Annotated in this window: 18 protein-coding genes; 11 read left to right on the top strand and 7 right to left on the bottom strand. The window is 53.3% G+C overall.

All coding sequences use genetic code 11. The annotated features are described in order from the left end of the window. The 3 genes from AUQ43_RS05250 to AUQ43_RS05240 form a co-directional block, all read right to left on the bottom strand. Positions 1 to 1,323 carry a dihydroorotase family protein gene (locus AUQ43_RS05250; protein WP_062955178.1) on the bottom strand — a complete coding sequence of 441 codons (1,323 nt, stop codon included), beginning with the start codon at positions 1,321 to 1,323 and terminating at the stop codon, positions 1 to 3. Continuing rightward, a complete protein-coding gene (locus AUQ43_RS05245; RefSeq protein WP_114129844.1) occupies positions 1,320 to 2,279 on the bottom strand; it encodes an aspartate carbamoyltransferase catalytic subunit in 960 nt (319 codons plus the stop codon). Before AUQ43_RS05245 ends, AUQ43_RS05250 begins: the two co-directional genes overlap by 4 nt. 144 nt (positions 2,280 to 2,423) lie before the next feature. Continuing rightward, a complete protein-coding gene (locus AUQ43_RS05240; RefSeq protein WP_062955176.1) occupies positions 2,424 to 3,347 on the bottom strand; it encodes an AEC family transporter in 924 nt (307 codons plus the stop codon). Between the two features lie 250 nt (positions 3,348 to 3,597). Here AUQ43_RS05240 and AUQ43_RS05235 point away from each other — a divergent pair, with 250 nt between their 5' ends. Further along, complete coding sequence (locus AUQ43_RS05235) at positions 3,598 to 4,413, top strand: VOC family protein (RefSeq protein ID WP_062955175.1); 816 nt, start codon at positions 3,598 to 3,600, stop codon at positions 4,411 to 4,413. A 65-nt stretch (positions 4,414 to 4,478) separates the two neighbouring features. Here AUQ43_RS05235 and ruvX read toward each other — a convergent pair whose 3' ends face one another. Beyond that, a complete protein-coding gene (gene ruvX / locus AUQ43_RS05230; protein WP_062955174.1) occupies positions 4,479 to 5,003 on the bottom strand; it encodes a Holliday junction resolvase RuvX in 525 nt (174 codons plus the stop codon). 443 nt (positions 5,004 to 5,446) lie between these two features. Here ruvX and AUQ43_RS05225 point away from each other — a divergent pair, with 443 nt between their 5' ends. The 8 genes from AUQ43_RS05225 (at position 5,447) to AUQ43_RS05190 (ending at position 14,994) form a co-directional block, all read left to right on the top strand. After that, positions 5,447 to 6,550 carry an ABC transporter ATP-binding protein gene (locus AUQ43_RS05225; protein WP_062955173.1) on the top strand — a complete coding sequence of 368 codons (1,104 nt, stop codon included), beginning with the start codon at positions 5,447 to 5,449 and terminating at the stop codon, positions 6,548 to 6,550. An 88-nt stretch (positions 6,551 to 6,638) separates the two neighbouring features. Then, on the top strand, positions 6,639 to 7,757 hold the full coding sequence (locus AUQ43_RS05220; protein ID WP_062955172.1) for an extracellular solute-binding protein: 1,119 nt from the start codon (positions 6,639 to 6,641) through the stop codon (positions 7,755 to 7,757). A gap of 188 nt (positions 7,758 to 7,945) precedes the next feature. Beyond that, positions 7,946 to 9,535, top strand: a complete 1,590-nt coding sequence (locus AUQ43_RS05215) for an ABC transporter permease (RefSeq protein ID WP_198157144.1) — start codon at positions 7,946 to 7,948, stop codon at positions 9,533 to 9,535. Between the two features lie 4 nt (positions 9,536 to 9,539). Beyond that, entirely contained in the window at positions 9,540 to 10,760 is a 1,221-nt protein-coding gene (locus AUQ43_RS05210; protein ID WP_062955170.1) for an ABC transporter permease, read from the top strand. A 290-nt stretch (positions 10,761 to 11,050) separates the two neighbouring features. Next, positions 11,051 to 11,341 carry an Asp-tRNA(Asn)/Glu-tRNA(Gln) amidotransferase subunit GatC gene (gene gatC / locus AUQ43_RS05205; RefSeq protein WP_008890773.1) on the top strand — a complete coding sequence of 97 codons (291 nt, stop codon included), beginning with the start codon at positions 11,051 to 11,053 and terminating at the stop codon, positions 11,339 to 11,341. Next, entirely contained in the window at positions 11,341 to 12,819 is a 1,479-nt protein-coding gene (gene gatA / locus AUQ43_RS05200; RefSeq protein ID WP_062955169.1) for an Asp-tRNA(Asn)/Glu-tRNA(Gln) amidotransferase subunit GatA, read from the top strand. The genes gatC and gatA overlap by 1 nt, the downstream gene beginning before the upstream one ends. A gap of 3 nt (positions 12,820 to 12,822) precedes the next feature. Then, on the top strand, positions 12,823 to 14,277 hold the full coding sequence (gatB, locus tag AUQ43_RS05195) for an Asp-tRNA(Asn)/Glu-tRNA(Gln) amidotransferase subunit GatB (protein WP_062955168.1): 1,455 nt from the start codon (positions 12,823 to 12,825) through the stop codon (positions 14,275 to 14,277). 153 nt (positions 14,278 to 14,430) lie between these two features. After that, complete coding sequence (locus AUQ43_RS05190; RefSeq protein ID WP_062955167.1) at positions 14,431 to 14,994, top strand: hypothetical protein; 564 nt, start codon at positions 14,431 to 14,433, stop codon at positions 14,992 to 14,994. 119 nt (positions 14,995 to 15,113) lie between these two features. Here AUQ43_RS05190 and AUQ43_RS05185 read toward each other — a convergent pair whose 3' ends face one another. The 3 genes from AUQ43_RS05185 to AUQ43_RS05175 all read right to left on the bottom strand — a co-directional run bounded on the left by AUQ43_RS05185 (position 15,114) and on the right by AUQ43_RS05175 (position 16,746). Further along, on the bottom strand, positions 15,114 to 15,665 hold the full coding sequence (locus tag AUQ43_RS05185; RefSeq protein WP_062955166.1) for an NADPH-dependent FMN reductase: 552 nt from the start codon (positions 15,663 to 15,665) through the stop codon (positions 15,114 to 15,116). A 129-nt stretch (positions 15,666 to 15,794) separates the two neighbouring features. Next, positions 15,795 to 15,995 (bottom strand): heavy-metal-associated domain-containing protein, encoded by a 201-nt coding sequence (locus tag AUQ43_RS05180; protein ID WP_062955165.1) that lies wholly within the window; start codon positions 15,993 to 15,995, stop codon positions 15,795 to 15,797. A 70-nt stretch (positions 15,996 to 16,065) separates the two neighbouring features. Then, positions 16,066 to 16,746: a type 1 glutamine amidotransferase domain-containing protein gene (locus AUQ43_RS05175; protein ID WP_062955164.1), complete on the bottom strand. Its 681-nt coding sequence runs from the start codon at positions 16,744 to 16,746 to the stop codon at positions 16,066 to 16,068. 107 nt (positions 16,747 to 16,853) lie between these two features. Between AUQ43_RS05175 and AUQ43_RS05170 the strand changes: the two genes are divergently transcribed. Next, positions 16,854 to 17,765, top strand: a complete 912-nt coding sequence (locus AUQ43_RS05170) for a LysR family transcriptional regulator (protein WP_062955163.1) — start codon at positions 16,854 to 16,856, stop codon at positions 17,763 to 17,765. 70 nt (positions 17,766 to 17,835) lie between these two features. Continuing rightward, positions 17,836 to 18,414 (top strand): thymidine kinase, encoded by a 579-nt coding sequence (locus tag AUQ43_RS05165; protein WP_062955162.1) that lies wholly within the window; start codon positions 17,836 to 17,838, stop codon positions 18,412 to 18,414.

The raw sequence follows: 18,414 nt of genomic DNA, 5'->3' as shown, positions 1-18,414 counted from the left end.
TCAGGCACCTTCCGAGAACACTTCGCGGCCATCAATCAGGGTGCGCAGCACGCGCCCCTGCGTCAATCGGCCATCGAATGGGGAGTTTTTGGATTTCGACTGGAACTGGTAGGGATCAATTTTCCACGGGCGATCCGGATCAAATATCACAAGATCGGCCGCCGTTCCTTCATCTAGCGTTCCTGCACCTTTAATACGAACCAGTTCGGCGGGAACACGCGTTAGCTTGGTGATAACCTCAAGAAGCGACATGTGCTCGTTGTGATAAAGCTCCAACGCCATCGGCAAAAGGGTTTCAAAGCCGACGGCACCTGCCGCGGCCTGCGCAAAGGGCAGGCGTTTTGAATCGGCATCTTGCGGGTCGTGGTCCGATGCGATGGCGTCAATTGTGCCATCTGCAAGGCCCGCGACAATCGCCTGTCGATCATCTTCAGATCGTAGCGGCGGTGAAAGCTTGGCAAATGTACGGTAATCAGAGACCGCGTTTTCATTTAGCGCAAAATAGGGCGGCGCCGTATCACAGGTCACTTTCAAACCGCGTTTTTTGGCCTTGCGGATGACCTCGACCGATTCACCGGTCGAGATATGCGCGAAATGCAGGCGCCCGCCCGTCATTTCGACAAGGCGCAGGTCACGTTCGATCTGGATGACCTCGGCCAGCGGTGACACCCCGGAAAGGCCAAGGCGGGTCGCCAGCTCACCGCTATTCATGGCAGCACCCTTTGAAAGCTCTGGCTCTTCGGGGTGCTGGACGATCATGCCGTCAAAGAAAGCAGAGTAGGACAGCGCCTGACGCAATAGTCGCGCGCTTGCAATTGTTTTGACGCCATCGCAGAAGGCAACCGCACCTGCCTGATGCAACAGGCCCATCTCGGTAATTTCCTGTCCTGCGATCCCTTTGGAAACGGCGCCATAGACAAATACCTTGGCCAGTCCAACCTTGCGCGCGCGCCGCGCAATAAATTCGACGCCCGCCACATCATCGATAACCGGGTCAGTGTTGGGCAGGGCAATGATGGTGGTAACACCGCCGATTGCTGCCGACTTTCCGGCTGTTTCGATGGTTTCCTGATGCTCGAAGCCCGGTTCACGCAACTGGGCACGCATGTCGACCAGACCGGGGGCCAGGCAGGCACCACCAAGGTCGATGATCTCGAAGCCATCGGGAACCGAGCGTTCGGTGATGTCCGAACCACTTTTGACAATCGTGTCGTCTTCGATCAGGAGGCCGCCGACCTCGTCGGTTTGTTTGACCGGGTCAAGCAGGCGGGCATTGATGAATGCTTTTTTGCCAGCACCTTTGGCGCGAATTGCGGGGCTCATGCCTGACCTCCGATTTTTCTGTGGTTCTGCACGAGCAATTCAAGCGCTGCCATACGTACCGCGACACCCATTTCGACCTGTTCGCGAATGACGGAACGTTCAACGTCATCTGCGACTTCACTGTCGATTTCGACACCCCGGTTCATTGGGCCGGGATGCATGATCAGGGCGTCGGGTTTGGCATTGGCAAGCTTGGCGCGATCAAGACCGTGAAAATGGAAGTATTCACGCACCGACGGGATAAAGCTTCCTTCCATGCGTTCAAGCTGCAGGCGCAGCATCATGACGATGTCGCAGTCTTTAAGGCCTTCTTCCATATCATGGAAGATTTCCACACCCATCCGGTCGATTTTGGACGGGATCAGGGTTGGCGGAGCAACAAGGCGCACACGTGATCCCATGGTGTTCAAAAGCAGGATATTGGAACGCGCGACCCGGGAATGGGCGATATCGCCGCAAATCGCAACATTCAGGCGATGCAAGCGTCCCTTGTGGCGGCGAATGGTCAGCGCATCAAGAAGGGCCTGTGTCGGGTGTTCGTGGCGACCGTCGCCCGCATTCAGAACCGCACAATTGACCTTTTCGCTCAGAAGCTTGACCGCACCACTGTCGCCATGGCGAACAACCAGTGCATCCGGGTTCATGGCATTAAGGGTCATAGCCGTATCGATCAGGGTTTCACCCTTTTTGACCGAACTGGTGCCGACCGTCATGTTGATAACGTCTGCGCCGAGCCGTTTGGCCGCAAGTTCGAACGATGTCAGTGTCCGGGTAGAGTTTTCATAAAACAGGTTAACAACCGTCGCACCAGCCAGAATATTGCTGGTTTTGTCAGCGGAGCGGTTTTTTTCCGCATAGTGCTGTGCGCGATCAAGAATAAGGGTGATTTCCCCGGGGGTCAGACCCTCTATGCCGAGGAGGTGTGGGTGCGGATAATGATCCGCCGCTGGTCCCATGACGCTCATGGCGTTGCACATTTCCCTTGGATGGTCTTGCAAGAATTTCGCGCGGAGCATAACGAATTGCCCCAGTCACGAAAAGGTAAATATTCCCACCAATAGACTGTGATTTCCTGACCGTTTGGTCAGACGGTCCGCATGTCAAACAACCTGAACCAGAATTGCAATCACCGGCATCGTGGCAATTGCGGCAAGGGTATGAACCGTGATGATGCTGGCCATCATTTGTGCGTCACCGCCCATCAGGCGGGCCAGCACATATGCACTGGCGGAACAGGGCAGGGCTGCATACAGCACGACAGCTGCCAGTTCAGTGGCCGGCAGTCCAAGTGCCAGACAAAGGCCAGCAGCTATTGCCGGGCTAAGCATCAATTTCCCGACAGTTGAAATGCCAACCGGAAACCCCGCGCGTCTCGCGGCACCAAGATCAAGACCCGCTCCGACGGCAAGCAGACCCACGGGAAGTGCGGCACGACCCAGCACTTCAAGGAACGGTCCGGCAATTGGCGGCAACCCAATCCCGAGGACGTTAAACACACTGCCCAAAACGCAAGCCATCAGAAGCGGGTTTTTTGCCACGTCACGGAGCAGGGACAATAAGCCCGGATTGCGATCATTGTCGCCCAGATGCGCACAAGCCAGAACCGATATGACATTCACCGTTGGTACAACCAGCGCAACGCACAGGGCCGTAACCGTCAGGCCATGCGTTCCAAGCAGTGCGGCAGCAACGGCAAGCCCGATATAGGTGTTGGGGCGAATGGCACCCTGTACCAATGATGAAAAGGTCGGGCCAGAGACCCTCAGGGCGGGACGTACCGCAAGGATCAGGATGGTACAGATGGCGATCGTGCCAAGCATAGCGGTCGCAATCCCGAAAAGCGGCAGGCTGCCAAGGTCGGCCTTGGCTGTATTGGAAAATAAAAGGGCAGGAAAGGTGACGAAATAGGTCAGCTTCTCTGCGCCCGGCCAGAAGCTGTCAGGCAGGAATTTGCGTTCACGCAGGATATAACCCAAAACAATCAGGGCAAAAGTAGGCAGCAAAGCTGACAAGATGGCGATCATAAAGCGGCTTTCGGTACCATGTGCGGAGAGCTTTAAGAATTCCGCCTACTGTTATCATTAAATGGGGACCGGGGGAAATATACTGCCCTTCATGCGTTTGGGCAGGTGACTAAAATTCATTTAGGCCCAGTTGCGCTTTGCTCTGTGTTTTCCGATGTGATAGTCAGCACAGCCAACGGATTTGGGCGTCTATACAGTGCAGGCGCTTGAAAGTCGTCCAGGTCGCTGAAACTTCACGGAAAGGGATGCCATGCCACGCGCGATAGATCACATTGTCTTGTGTGTGAACGATCTGGACTCCGCGATCTCTGCATATTCACAGCTTGGCTTTACGGTGACTCCGCGTGCAGTTCATCCTTTTGGCACAGGCAACGCGCTAGTGCAGCTTGACGGGATGTATATCGAACTTCTTTCCGTTGTGGACCCTGCCAAGGTCGCTGAGACTGATCTGGCGCAGCCTTTTTCGTTTCCGATATACAATCGGGATTACCTGCGCCATCGCGAAGGCATGTCGATGCTGGCCTTGCAATCTGATGATGCCGAACATGATCGCGACAAATTCATCGAAGCAGGTGCTGCGGTTCCGCCGGTCTTTCACTTCGAGCGCGATGCAAAGACGCCGGACGGCGATACTGTCGGTGTTGCGTTTTCTCTGGCCTATGCAAACCATCCCTTGTTGCGGCATGCGGTAACCTTTGTTTGCCAGCACCGTCATCCGGTTCAGAATTTCTATTTTCCGGCTTACCAAAGCCACACGAACGGGGCCGTTGCGATTGGCAAAGTGTTGCTTAATCATTGGGCTGCCGAGGTCGTGCAGGAATTTTATGGCGAAATCGGGATCGACGGGATTTTCGACGCATTGCATGGCGACGAGCTGGTTTCGCGATATGGGGTCGAGGATCCGGCCTTTCCCACCGATGGGTTTGCCGGGTTTGAGTTGATTGTGGATGATATTTCCAAGATTTCCGAGGCGGCCATCGCCATGGGCGCGATTGAACACAACGGCGATCTTGTGCTTCCGCCATCCCGGTTCTTCGGTGTCATGATGGTGATCAAGGCCCAATAAAAAAGCTGCCTGAAGATGCAGGCAGCTTTGGATTGATTGGCTCGATAGCGACAGAGCAAACGGCTTTAGTCTTCTTCGCCTTCTATATCGTCATCATCTGCCTCGGCATTTTCGCCCGGATCGGTATGACGGTTCATGTGATCCAGTGCGCCTTGCAAAATATAGGCAGCCGCGGTTTTGTCCACGACCTCGGCACGGCGTTTGCGGGTCATGTCGACTTCGTCAATCAATACGCGCTCGACCGCATTGGTCGACAGTCGCTCGTCCCACATCAAGACCGGCAGGTCGATATACTTTTCCATTTCATCGATGAACGCATAGACGCGATGGCATGCCTTGCCGATCGAACCGTCAAGTTCGCGCGGGAAGCCAATGATGATGCCGCCAACATTCTGCTTATCAATCATCGAAGAAAGCTGCGCCATATCGCGCGAAAACTTCTTGCGCGAGATCAGCTCATAAGGTGAAGCAATCTGAAGCCCGACATCCGAAAGGGCCACGCCAATGGTCTTGGTGCCCAGATCAAGGCCCAACACACGTGCTGCCGGTGGTAAGAACCGCAGCAATTCCTGAGTATCATTGCAAATCATGGCGACCTTATAGGTGTGTTTTTATGAAATTGCCAGCGTAAAGCAAATGTATCGTATTCCGATTTATGGAAGAAAAAATGCGGATTTGACCTTGCTGGCGAATTTTATTCTGAACAATCTAAAGAATGGCGGATTTCCTAGCGGAAAAATCTTTATGAGTTATGAGGGGTTGAAGTGCTATATCAGGTTTGTTTTAATGTCGCGCTGCAGAAATTAATCGAAATCGAAATATGCAGGGCGAGACAGGCAGGCTTAATGCGCACATCATCTTGAGAGAGAAAACAGATAGATGCAGCGCACCTATTACGCGGTAGTGTCGCAATGCTTCTATCCTCGGGGTTCACGAGCCGTCATTCTGAATTGGTTCCAGTGAATTTCCGCATACAAAAATCACCAATAGCGTTAACGCTGAACAAACAAAGACATATCAGGGGGTATTGGGTTTGGCAGACGGTGCATCGAACGAAGCGTTCGTTGAATTTGAACGTGTACAAAAAAGCTATGACGGCGAATCTCTTGTCGTTAAAGATCTCAACCTAACTATGCCGAAGGGCGAATTCCTGACGATGCTTGGTCCGTCAGGTTCGGGAAAAACCACTTGCCTCATGATGCTCGCAGGTTTTGAAACCGCGACTCATGGCGATATTCGTCTGGGCGGTGTTTCGATCAACGATATTCCGCCGCACAAGCGTGGTATCGGTATGGTCTTCCAAAACTACGCGCTTTTCCCGCATATGACGATTGCGGAAAACCTGGCTTTCCCGCTTGAAGTTCGCAAATTGGGAAAGGCAGAGCAGGAAGAAAAGGTTAAGCGCGCCCTCGACATGGTCGAAATGGGCAGCTTTGGTGGGCGTCGTCCTGCACAGCTTTCAGGTGGTCAGCAGCAGCGTGTCGCCTTGGCACGTGCGCTGGTGTTCGAACCGGAACTGGTTCTGATGGATGAGCCACTTGGCGCGCTCGACAAACAGCTTCGCGAGAAGATGCAGTTTGAAATTACGCACCTTGCGCATCAGCTGGGTATTACAACTGTTTACGTGACCCATGACCAGACCGAAGCACTGACGATGTCAGATCGTGTCGCTGTGTTTGATGATGGCCGTATTCAGCAGCTTGCAGCGCCCGACAAACTTTACGAAGAGCCGGAAAACAGCTTCGTTGCGCAGTTTATCGGTGAGAACAACACGCTTGAGGGTATCATCAAGGAAATCAAGGGCAACACTTGTGTCGTCCAGCTTGATGGCGGCGAGATCATCGATGCTGTACCGGTCAATGTGACCGAAGTGGGCGAACGTACCCGCGTTTCAATCCGTCCTGAACGTGTTGAATATAACCGTGATCGTCTGCACGAAGATGCTCATACGCTTAAGGCAGAGGTGCTGGAATTCATCTATATGGGTGACATCTTCCGTACACGTTTGCGCGTGGCTGGCAATGATGAGTTCATCATCAAGACCAGGAACGCACCGGATCAGGTCCGTCTGACACCTGGTCAGGAAATCGAGATCGGCTGGCTTGCAGAGGATTGCCGCGCGCTTGACGCGTCGTAATCATCTCAGAGTCAGGCAGATACAGGACCGGTACGCCCGGGTGCTGGTCCTCAACGAATAGTCCGGGAAACAATCAGGGAGTCTATTAATGCAACTCATTAAAACCCTTACAGCATCAACAGCTATGCTTGTTGTCGCAACTGGTGCAGCATATGCCGACGACCATATGGCGTCGGACATGACGCTGGTCAGCTGGGGTGGTGCTTATCAGAACAGCCAGATCAAGGCTTATGCTGAGCCTTACATGGAAATGAACCCGGGTGTTTCGATCACTTGGGATGAAAGCTCCAACGAAGCTGTAGCAAAGCTGCGTGCAATGAACGAAGCAAACAACGTAACCTGGGATCTGGTTGACGTTGTTGCTGCTGATGCGATGCGCCTTTGCGATGAAGGTCTCGCAATGGAAATCGATCCGGACGAAGTTCTTGCTGACGCGCCGGACGGCACCTCGGCAGAAGATGACTTCGGTGATCTCCTTGTAAGCGATTGCTTCATTCCGCAGATCGTCTACTCGACCACCTTCGGTTACCGTGAAGACATGGTTCCGGCTGGAACCCCGGCACCGACCGACATCTGTGCCCTGTTCGATACCGAAACCTATCCGGGCATGCGTTCGCTTGAAAAGCGTCCGATCAACAACATGGAATGGGCTCTGCTCTGCGACGGTGTTGCGAAGGACGAGGTTTACAGCGTTCTTGAGACCGAAGAAGGTCAGCAGCGCGCTCTCGACAAACTGGCAACCATCAAAGACAGCGTGATCTGGTGGAGTGCTGGTGCAGATACCCCGCAGCTTCTGGCTGACGGTGAAGTGTTCATGGGCTCGACCTACAACGGTCGTCTGTTCTCCGCTATTGTTGAACAGGATCAGCCGATTGCCATGCTTTGGGACGCACAGGTCTTCGACCTTGACGGCTGGATCATTCCGGCAGGTCTTCCGGAAGATCGCCTGAACCGTGTTCTGGACTTCGTGAAGTTCGCAACCGACACCCAGCGTCTTGCAGACCAGGCTAAATACATCTCGTATGGCCCGGCTCGCTTCTCCTCTGCTCCGCTCGTTGGTAAGCACGCAGAGCTCGGTATCGACATGGCTCCGCACATGCCGACCGATCCGGAAAACGCCAAGAACACGTTCCTCTATAACTACGAGTTCTGGGCTGACTACCGTGACGACATCGATGCCAAGTTCCAGGCTTGGCTCGCTCAATAAGAGCTAAGGGAAGGGGGCCGTTTGCGGCCCCCTTTACCGACCAAATCGCTACAAAACAAATTGCCAATCGATAAAACAGATCGAAAACACCGGGGCAGGCTTACGGGGGCGTAATGGGTGATACATCACAAGAAGTAGTGTTGGCTGCAGATGGCAGACCACTAAAACAAAGTCTACGAAGGGCATTGATGCGCCAGAAGATGCGCGCACTTATGCTGGTTGCACCGCTTTTGATTTTTGTGGTCGTGACTTTTATCGTACCGATCCTCTCGATGCTTTTCCGGTCGGTTGAGAACGAAATTGTGCCCAATACGATTCCGGGCACAGTGGTGGCGCTGTCAGAATGGGATGGTTCCACAGGTCAACCGCCACACGAAGATGTCTATCGCAATCTTTACATTGATTTGTTCAAGGCAGAGGAAGCCAAGCAGCACACGCGCCTGGGTACCCGCCTGAACTATGAACAGACCGGCGTTTCCTCGTTGTTCCGTACCACCGGTCGTTCGCTTGATGATATTGGTGAACTTTGGCAGGACCCGCTCGAAGCCATTGACCCGAATTTTGAAGAAGGGTCTTTCTGGTTCGAAATGATGTCGGGAACCGGCGGTGAAGGTTTCCTTGAACAGCGCCGTGAACTGATGGCTGCGATGTCTGACGAAAACATGAGCGGTGATGTCGGCTTTGTACCGTCGGCAGAAATCATCGAAATGTTGCCTTGGACGGCACGCGCCTACACCGACTTTGCGCTTTGGGCTGCCATTCGTGATGGTGATACCGTTGCCGAAGAAGATCCATGGGAGTCGGTCTATGGCGCACTCGGCATGGATTTGACCAACCCTGATACCGTTTCAGCGATCAACAGCTATAACGGTGCGGGTGCAAGTGCTCTTCAGGCAGCTGCAGCAAATATTGATCAACTTCCTGATTTCGGTTTCCGCGAAGCCTTCACCCAAGAAGATGAAGACTGGGGCAATGCCGAGGTCTGGGCCACGATCAAACTCTACTCGCCAAGCATGACGCCGGGCTACTTCCTTAATTCCGTAGATATGTCGTTGACGCCAGACGGGGTCAAGATGAAGCCGGACAATCAGCAGATCTACACCACGCTGTTTACGCGTACGCTGGTGATGGCGCTGATTATTACCGGTAGCTGTATTCTTCTGGGTTATCCGGTCGCGTGGCTGTTGGCGAACCTGCCGATGCGTACAGCAAGTATTCTGATGATCCTGGTGCTGCTGCCGTTCTGGACCTCGCTTCTGGTGCGTACGTCGGCGTGGAAGGTGCTTTTACAGCAGCAAGGGGTGATCAACGAAATCCTTGTCTGGCTTGGGTTCGTCGATGATGCGGACCGCCTTATTCTCATGAACAATGCAACAGGTACGGTCATTGCGATGACACACATCTTGCTGCCATTCATGATCCTTCCGCTTTATTCCGTGATGAAGACCATTCCGCCAAGCTATCAACGCGCGGCCAAGTCTCTTGGTGCGACGAACTGGACTGCCTTCTGGCGTGTCTATTTCCCGCAGTCGGTTCCGGGCATTGGTGCGGGTTCGATCCTCGTGTTCATTCTGGCGATCGGTTACTACATCACGCCGGAAATCGTTGGCGGTACGGATGGCGTGTTCATCTCCAACCGAATTGCCTATCACATTTCAAGTTCGCTCAACTGGGGCCTTGCGGCCGCACTCGGGTCTATCCTTCTCGTCGTCGTTCTTGGCCTGTACTGGTGCTACGACAAGATTGTGGGCATCGATAACGTGAAGTTGGGGGGCTAAGAACATGAATGAAGTAATCTCATACGTAAGACGGCCCGAATTGATGACCTTCACGATGCCACTTGTGGCTCTGCTAGGGGCCATGTTCGGCTTCATTACCGGCAACATCTTTGGCAGCCCGTGGATCGGGTTTGTCCTTGGTGCTGCTGTCGGCGCGGCGCTTGCTTTTGTCTTTTCGAAAATCGTCAAGATGAAAAGCAAACAGAAAACGCTGGCGACCGCTGTTGTTTTCGGTGTTGTTGGTCTTGTTTTCGGCGGCCTTGGTGGCTTGTTTGGTGGCTTCCTCGTCGGGATTTCGATGGGCTGGTTTGCCAATTGGGTTGGAAGCGGACGTTACCGTGCCGGCGTTCCGATCTACTACACGCCTGGTCAGGTTCTTTGGCACAATGCGTTCCTGTTCATCTGTGCATTTGTGTTCTTCTTCCTGATCGCGCCGCTTCTTCCGGTGGTGTGGCTCAGCTTCAATGCCGAGAACTTCTTTACCTTTACGCCGGAAATGCTGAGCTTCAAGGCAGAGGGCTATAGCCTGAAGCATTATCGCGACTTCCTCGGTACTGACGAATGGATGGTGCCGCTCAAGAACTCGCTGATCATTGCACCGATTGCGACGCTGATTTCGGTATCCCTTGGCACCCTTGCTGCGATTGGCCTGAGCCAGTCGCATGTTCCGGGGCGTCAGGCAATGATGGCGGTTCTGATCTCGCCGATGATCGTGCCGCTGATCATTTCCGCAACCGGTATGTTCTTCTTCTATGCGCCGCTGGGTAACTGGCTTGAACTCCAGCTCGGACTAAACCAGGCATTTGTCGGTTATGTGAAGGTGATTTTGGCCCACGCTGTTTTGGGTATTCCGTTCGTGATTATCACGGTGACGGCGACACTTGTTGGCTTTGACAAATCACTGACCCGTGCAGCCGCCAACATGGGTGCAAACCCGGTCACCACCTTCTTCAAGGTTCAGATGCCTTTGATCCTGCCAGGTGTGATTTCGGGTGGCCTGTTTGCCTTCATCACCTCGTTTGATGAAGTGGTTGTTGTGCTGTTCGTCGGTTCGGCCCGTCAGCAGACCCTGCCATGGCAGATGTATACCGGCCTGCGCGAGCAGATTTCACCGACCATCCTGGCAGCCGCGACCATCCTTGTATCGGTCTCGATCCTGCTGCTGCTGACTGTGGAACTGCTGCGTCGTCGTTCCGAACGTCTGCGTGGTATGAGCCCGGGTTAAGCCAATCTCGCTTTCTGTCCCGCCACTCTGGGGCAGACAAAAACACTAAACAGGCCGGCAACATTCACGTTGTCGGCCTGTTTGTTTTCGGTCGCAGTCATCCGATCAGGTCTGGCGATATTTTCATGCGCAACAGTGTGATCGGTCAAACAGCCCGGCAACGGGCATTCTTCGTCACTTCCAACCCTTGCGGCAGGGGCGGCGGGGTGCTAGTTTCCGCGCTGTAATTCACGTTCCGGCAGAGTTCTGTCTGCCGGGTTTTTGTCATTCCTTAAGAGAGACTTTCATCCATGTCGTCTTTGGATAAGGAAACAGTTCGCCGTATTGCCTATCTGTCGCGTATCAACGTGTCCGAAGAAGGCCTTTCCGAACTGGCGGGAGATCTGACCCGTATCCTCGATTTCGTCGAGGAACTGCAAGAAGTCGATGTCGAAGGCTGCGAGCCGTTGACGTCTGTTGCCGATCTGACCCTGCCGCTGCGCAAGGACGAAGTCACCGATGGCAATATCCAGCAAAAAGTGCTGTCAAACGCACCGATGACCGATGCTGGCTGTTTTGTTGTGCCCAAGGTGGTTGAATAATGACTGATCTGACAAAGCTGACACTTGCAGACGCCCGTGACGGGCTTGCGAAGGGTGATTATACCTCGGTCGAACTGACCGAAGCACACCTGAAATCGATGGACGCGCATCGCAATCTGAACGCGTACATCACCGAAACCCCGGAAAAGGCCATGGAAATGGCCAAGGCATCCGATGCCAAGCGCGCCAAGGGCGAAGCTGGCAAGATGGAAGGCCTGCCGATTGCTGTCAAAGACCTGTTCTGCACCGAAGGTGTCCAGACCACGGCGGCATCGCACATCCTGGAAGGTTTCAAACCGGAATATGAATCCACCGTCACCACCAACCTGTTTGGCAATGGTGCCGTGATGCTGGGCAAGGCGAACCTTGATGAGTTCGCCATGGGGTCGTCGAACACCTCGTCATATTACGGCAACGTTGTTAACCCGTGGAAAGACAAGTCCGGCAAGGATCTTGTTCCGGGTGGTTCTTCGGGTGGTTCTGCCGCTGCTGTTGCTGCAAACATGGCGCTGGCCGCGACCGGTACCGACACCGGTGGTTCAATCCGTCAACCGGCATCCTATTGCGGTATCGTTGGCCTGAAGCCGACCTACGGTCGTTGTTCGCGCTGGGGTATTGTGGCCTTTGCAAGTTCGCTTGATCAGGCAGGTCCGATGACCAAAACCGTTCGCGACGCAGCAATCATGCTGGGTTCAATGGCTGGTCATGATGCCAAGGACAGCACATCTGCCCCCATTGGCGTGCCTGATTTTGAAGCTGCCCTCACGGGGGACATTCGCGGTATGAAGATCGGTATTCCGAAGGAATATCGTGTTGATGGCATGCCCGAAGAAATCAGCAAGCTGTGGGACGATGGTGTTGCCATGCTGCGTGATGCTGGTGCCGAAGTGGTCGATGTGACCTTGCCGCACACCAAATATGCGCTTGGGACTTATTACATCGTCGCCCCGGCAGAGGCATCCTCGAACCTTGCCCGTTATGATGGTCTGCGTTACGGCCAGCGTGTCATGGATGAGGGCGACAGCCTTGATGACATGTACATGAAGTCGCGTGCAGCCGGTTTCGGCAAGGAAGTTCAGCGCCGTATCATGATCGGTACCTATGTGCTTTCGGCTGGTTACTATGACGCCTATTACAACAAGGCACTTAAGGTCCGTCGCCGCATCTATCAGGACTTTGAAGGTGCATTTGGTCAGGTCGATGCGATCCTGACCCCGACGGCACCGTCTGCGGCCTTTGCGATTGGTGATAACGAAGGTGATCCGGTCAAGATGTATCTCAATGACGTCTTTACCGTTCCGGCAAGCCTTGCGGGTCTTCCCGGGCTATCAGTGCCGACCGGTCTTTCTTCCGAGGGTTTGCCGCTTGGGCTGCAACTGATTGGCAAGCCGTTTGATGAAGAAACTGTTCTGCGTGTTGGTGGTGTACTGGAAAGTGCTGCCAACTTTACCGCAAAACCTGCCGGGCAGGAGGGCTGATCCATGAGCTATATTCTTGAAGGTTCAACCGGCCCGTGGGAAATCGTGGTTGGTCTGGAAGTCCACTGTCAGGTGATTTCCGAATCAAAGCTGTTCTCAGGTGCATCGACCAAGTTCGGTAACGAGCCCAACAGCAACGTCAGCCTCGTTGACGCAGCCATGCCAGGTATGCTGCCGGTCGTGAACGCAGAATGTGTACGTCAGGCGGTTAAAACCGGTCTGGGACTTAAGGCAAAGATCAACAAGGAAAGCGTTTTTGCCCGCAAAAACTATTTCTATGCCGATCTGCCGCAGGGTTACCAGATTTCGCAGTTCGACAAACCGATTGTCGGCGAAGGCACGATCATTCTTGATATGCCTGATGGTTCGACCAAGTCGGTTGGCATTGAGCGCCTGCATCTTGAACAGGATGCCGGTAAATCGATGCACGATCAGGACCCGAAATATTCGCATATCGACCTGAACCGTTCGGGTGTAGCGCTGATGGAAATCGTTTCCATGCCAGACATCCGTTCACCGGAAGAGGCGGGCGCGTACCTGACCAAGCTGCGTGCGATTGTTCGTTATCTTGGCACGTGTGATGGCAACATGAACGAAGGTTCCATGCGCTGTGATGCCAACGTTTCGGTGCGCCGTCCGGGCGAAGGTTTCGGCACGCGTTGCGAGATCAAGAACGTCAACTCCATCCGTTTTGTGATGCAGGCGATCGAGATCGAAGCAAAACGCCAGATCGAAGTGATCGAAGGTGGTGGCGAGATCGTTCAGGAAACACGCCTGTATGATCAGCGTCTTGGGGAAACCCGTTCGATGCGTTCCAAGGAAATGGCGCATGACTATCGCTATTTCCCGGATCCGGATCTGCTGCCGCTGGTCTTTGATGACGCGTTCGTTTCGGAAATCGAAAAGGAACTGCCGGAACTGCCGGACGAGAAAAAGGCCCGCTTCATGCGCGAAAACGGCCTGTCGGCCTATGATGCCGGTGTTCTTGTCGCTGAAAAGGAAAAGGCGGATTACTACGAAGTCGTTGCCAAGGGCCGTGATGGCAAACTGGCAGCGAACTGGGTGATCACCAACCTGTTTGGTGCGCTGAACAAGGCAGAGGTCGGTATTGCCGATAGCCCGGTAACGGCGGAAAACCTTGGCAAGCTGATCGATTTGATCTCCGACGACACCATTTCTGGCCGTATTGCCAAGGATGTCTTTGAAATCATGATCGAAACCGGCGGCGATCCGGAAAAGATTGTCGAGGAAAAAGGTCTCAAGCAGATCACCGATACCGGTGCGATTGAAACCGCGATTGATGAAGTCATTGCTGCCAACCCCGACAAGGTCGAGGAAATCAAAGGTGGTAAGGAAAAAATGCTTGGCTGGTTTGTTGGTCAGGTCATGAAGGCCACCGGTGGCAAGGCCAACCCGGGTATGGTCAACAAGCTTCTGCGCGACAAAATCCTCGGCTGATCGCAATCATCAGACCAAAGAAAAAGCCGCCCGTTTGGGCGGCTTTTTCGTTCGGAAATTGTCTGCTTGAAACCAGAAAGGTGCAAAAGCTTCGTTGCAAGTCTAAGCTGATTTTGAATACAACTATCAAAAGAAAGGAGTTTTAGGTTCAAAATGAAATTGATTATTGTTGCGGCTGCCCTCTCTCTTCTTGGCGCATGTCAGACGACAAGCAATTCTGCTGGCACAAAAGTACCGTCCACCTATGCAGCAGAAGATTTGGGAAAAATTGTTAGCATAGTTCTTGATACTTGCGTCGAAAACATGGGTGATATTGAGGCTGTCGGCGCGGCGGCAAGAAGCCTCGGAGGCACGTATCAACCGGATCAAACTCGCAGTATCAATATTAACGGTAACATTTATCAAACAAAAAACTATGCCTTTCTCGATGACGAGAAGTTTGTTGCCGTTTTTTCAGTTGTCGAAAATGCCACTTTTTGCACAACTGCCTTCCCACAGAAACTCTATGATCGCGCCCAACTACTGGAAATGATCGGCGCTAATATGTTTGAAGGTACGTACAAGGGAGCACAAGTAGGGTATATCGGCGTTAACAAGCTCCCATTGTTTTTTGTACAAAACTATAGCGAGCAGGTCGAAAACGACATGATTATGGTTATGGACAAATCCATCTACGAGGCTAGACGTCAAAAGCTAGGTTCTCCAGAAATCAAATGAAGGTGCATTGGGTAGTTCGTTGGCCAGGTCCACAAGCTTCTGTGTGACAAAATCCTCGGCTGACCGTAATCATCAGACCAAAGAAAAAGCCGCCCGTTTGGGCGGCTTTTTTTGTATGACTAAATGACCTTGGATATATCGTCAGTTGGAATTGCAGCCGTTAGGTTCCCAAGGGCCCTATCCAGCAAAGCCCGGCTGGACGTATCCTGCACGACATCGTCAACGCCAAAGTTCTTGCCGTTCAGTGGAATCGTTATGCACGCGTGGGTAACGATCCGCGCATCCATCGTACTGATGGTTTCGATCAGGGCAGCCTGGGCGATTGTGGCCCGGCCAGACGCATTCAAACAAGCAACAGGTTTTTGCATGAATTCGCCACTGGCAACGACCCAATCAAGGGCATTCTTGATCACGCCGGTGACACCATGCGCATATTCCGGACTGGCGATCAGGACTGCATCCGCGCGATGAAGTGCTGCGCGAAACGCTGCAACATTACCGTCATCGGTATCTTCATTGTCCGGATTGAAGATCGGAAGATGGCCCAAGCCGTCAAACAGATGAATTGTTGCGTTATGGGGGCTTGCGACCTGTCTGGCCGCGTTCAGGAGGGTCCTGTTAATCGAGGCTTGGCGAAGGCTTCCGCACAGGGCAGTGATATGAAAAGTCATTTTGGTGCCGCTTTCTGTTTGTGGTGATGGTTGCACAAACGAGCGGTCAGGGTAAAGAAAAGCCGCCAGTATATATTCAATACTGGCGGCTCTGACGTTCGGGTGGGGAACGCGAACGGGGGTTCTGATCTAGCGGGCTTCAGATGCCGGATAACCGGCGTCTGTGATGGCCGCGATCAGGGCGTTAACATCGGGATTTCCAGCAACAGCGACTTCGCCATTTGCCAGATCAACCTCGGCACTTTCAACGCCGCTGACCTTGGTAGCAGCTTTGCTCACCGCACTTGCGCAGTGACCGCAGCTCATTTTTTCCACCTTCAGTTTTACCATCGAAACTCTCCATAAATCGGGTGTCTATGAAGGCATTATCGAGGTTCCAGTAGATGGAAGGTCAAGCGTTTTATGCTGAAAGCAGTTTCAAAACCGCGTCGGCTGTTTCTTCACTGGATGCCGGGTTTTGCCCGGTGACCAATTTACCATCAACAACCGCGTAGGATGCCCAGTTTTCGCCGCGTTCAAATATTGCGCCGTGTTTTTTGAATTCGTCTTCGATCGAGATCGGGACGACGGTTTCAAGTCCGACAGCTTTTTCTTCGTCATTGGTGAAGCTTGTGACTTTCTTGCCCGACACCAATGGTTTTCCGTCTGTGCCCTTGGCACCAACCAAAGCAGCCGGCCCGTGGCAGACCGCAGCAACAGGTTTGTCCTGTGCGGTGAACGCTTCGATCAGGGCGATTGATTTTGCATCATTTGCAAGATCCCAAAGCGGGCCATGGCCACCAGGATAGAACAGCGCATCAAAATCATCGGCCTTAAGCCCGTCAAGCGTGACGGTGTTGGCGAATGCCGCCTGGGCGTCTGCATCGTTTTCGAAACGTTTGGTCGCATCAGTCAGGGCATCCAGCACCTCACTGTTCGGATCAAGCGGCGGCTTTCCACCCTTGGGAGAGGCAAGAGTTACGTCCGCGCCAGCGTCAAGGAAGCGGTAGTAGGGAGCGGCAAACTCTTCGAGCCAGATACCTGTCTTGTGTCCGGTCTCACCCATTTTGTCGTGCGAGGTAACAATCATCAGAATACGCATCAGGTCCTCCGTGCGTTGATTTCATTTGCCTTGATGGTAACTGGCTGAGTAAATTTGCGTAAGAGTAAATAATTGGACAGATTGTCAAAATTTTTGAGCGTATAAAAATGTCGGCACTTGATGAAGTCAGAGCAATGATGATGTTTGCGCATGTGGTCGAAGAAGGCGGGTTCTCTGCCGCGGCACGCAAGATGGGGCTGAGCCGTGCGGCCGTATCCCATCAAATCCGACAGCTCGAAGCCAAGCTTGGGGCGCCGTTGTTACGCCGAAGCACGCGTACCTTCAGCCTGACCGACGCGGGCGCGCGATATTACGACAGCTGTCGCACCATCACGCTAGAGGCCGAAGCGGCCCGAAAACGGGTGGAGGAATTGCGCGATGACCCGGTCGGAAAAATTTCGATTACATCCTCGGTCCATCTGGGAAATTTGCGTATTGTCCCGATCCTGGATCGTTTCCGGCAGGCATACCCGGGGGTCGCACTTGATGTGCATTTAAGCGATGAGGTGGTCGATCTGATCGGAGAGGGTATTGATATTGGCATCCGGTCCGGGCCGCTTAAAAGTTCGGACCTCAAGAGCTTCAAACTTTATCAAACCCGTCGCATCATCTGCGCGAGCCCGAACTACCTTGAACGGGCAGGTGCCCCTGAAACAATCGATGAATTGGCTGACCACGAGTGGGTGATGTATAGCCGCGTGCCCGAAACCCTGACGATGAAGTGCAAAGGCATAGAACAGAAAGTCCGGGTTAATGGAAATGTCCGGGTCGATAACGCGACCGCACGTCTGCAATTCATGCGTGGTGGTCATGGCCTTTCCGTCGTGCCGCTTTGTGATGTTCAGGATGAGATAGATGACAGAAAACTGGTTTGGGTTCTGCCGGACTGCAGCCTGCCTAATCTGGAAATCTATGCCGTTTTTGCGGCTGGTGTGACGCGGAGCGCCAAGATCCAGTCGTTGTTGGAATTCATGCGTCACGAAATGCGTGATATTGATATTTCGCGCAATGGTGCGTGACAGTCTTTTCGCTGTATTGATCAATCGTGAATGATCGGCTATGTCCCTTTGACGACTTTCGGGGGGATCCATGGCCAATCTGTTTTTCTATTACTCGTCCATGAATGCGGGCAAATCGACCACGTTGCTTCAGGCGAGCTTCAATTACCGTGAACGTGGCATGGAAACGCTGCTGATGACAGTGTCGTTTGATGACCGTTTCGGGAAAGGCAAGATTGCATCGCGTATTGGTCTTGAAGCCCCGGCACTGCTGTTTGATGCCAAGACCGATATGGCTGGCCTGATCCTTGAGCAGGTCGAAAAGGGCAAGGTCGATTGTGTCCTGATTGACGAGGCACAGTTCCTGTCAAAAGAACAGGTCTGGCAGCTTTCCGATATTGCAGATATCCATGGCATTCCGGTGCTGTGCTATGGCATCCGGACCGATTTTCAGGGGCAACTTTTCGAAGGCTCCAAATGGCTATTGGCTTGGGCGGACAAGCTTAATGAGCTGAAAACCATCTGTCATTGCGGGCGCAAGGCCGGCATGGTCCTGCGCGTTGATGAAAACGGAAACCCGATCCGTGAAGGCGCACAAGTCGAAATTGGGGGGAATGACCGCTATGTTCCGGTATGCCGCCGCCACTTCAAGGAAGCAATGAGCGAGTAG

The organism is Thalassospira sp. MCCC 1A01148 (genome assembly GCF_001613795.1).
GTDB lineage: Bacteria > Pseudomonadota > Alphaproteobacteria > Rhodospirillales > Thalassospiraceae > Thalassospira.
This window is presented reverse-complemented; position numbering and strand designations above follow the sequence as displayed.

Excerpts from the sequence above, each read along its gene's own strand:
- AUQ43_RS05240 (WP_062955176.1), bottom strand. The coding sequence starts at position 3,347 with ATGATCGCCATCTTGTCAGCTTTGCTGCCTACTTTTGCCCTGATTGTT.
- AUQ43_RS05245 (WP_114129844.1), bottom strand. The coding sequence starts at position 2,279 with ATGGGACCAGCGGCGGATCATTATCCGCACCCACACCTCCTCGGCATA.
- gatC (WP_008890773.1), top strand. The coding sequence starts at position 11,051 with ATGTCGTCTTTGGATAAGGAAACAGTTCGCCGTATTGCCTATCTGTCG.
- AUQ43_RS05215 (WP_198157144.1), top strand. The coding sequence starts at position 7,946 with ATGCGCCAGAAGATGCGCGCACTTATGCTGGTTGCACCGCTTTTGATT.
- AUQ43_RS05210 (WP_062955170.1), top strand. The coding sequence starts at position 9,540 with ATGAATGAAGTAATCTCATACGTAAGACGGCCCGAATTGATGACCTTC.
- AUQ43_RS05175 (WP_062955164.1), bottom strand. The coding sequence starts at position 16,746 with ATGCGTATTCTGATGATTGTTACCTCGCACGACAAAATGGGTGAGACC.
- AUQ43_RS05180 (WP_062955165.1), bottom strand. The coding sequence starts at position 15,995 with ATGGTAAAACTGAAGGTGGAAAAAATGAGCTGCGGTCACTGCGCAAGT.
- AUQ43_RS05185 (WP_062955166.1), bottom strand. The coding sequence starts at position 15,665 with ATGACTTTTCATATCACTGCCCTGTGCGGAAGCCTTCGCCAAGCCTCG.
- AUQ43_RS05220 (WP_062955172.1), top strand. The coding sequence starts at position 6,639 with ATGCAACTCATTAAAACCCTTACAGCATCAACAGCTATGCTTGTTGTC.
- AUQ43_RS05250 (WP_062955178.1), bottom strand. The coding sequence starts at position 1,323 with ATGAGCCCCGCAATTCGCGCCAAAGGTGCTGGCAAAAAAGCATTCATC.
- AUQ43_RS05165 (WP_062955162.1), top strand. The coding sequence starts at position 17,836 with ATGGCCAATCTGTTTTTCTATTACTCGTCCATGAATGCGGGCAAATCG.
- gatB (WP_062955168.1), top strand. The coding sequence starts at position 12,823 with ATGAGCTATATTCTTGAAGGTTCAACCGGCCCGTGGGAAATCGTGGTT.
- AUQ43_RS05190 (WP_062955167.1), top strand. The coding sequence starts at position 14,431 with ATGAAATTGATTATTGTTGCGGCTGCCCTCTCTCTTCTTGGCGCATGT.
- gatA (WP_062955169.1), top strand. The coding sequence starts at position 11,341 with ATGACTGATCTGACAAAGCTGACACTTGCAGACGCCCGTGACGGGCTT.
- AUQ43_RS05235 (WP_062955175.1), top strand. The coding sequence starts at position 3,598 with ATGCCACGCGCGATAGATCACATTGTCTTGTGTGTGAACGATCTGGAC.
- AUQ43_RS05170 (WP_062955163.1), top strand. The coding sequence starts at position 16,854 with ATGTCGGCACTTGATGAAGTCAGAGCAATGATGATGTTTGCGCATGTG.
- ruvX (WP_062955174.1), bottom strand. The coding sequence starts at position 5,003 with ATGATTTGCAATGATACTCAGGAATTGCTGCGGTTCTTACCACCGGCA.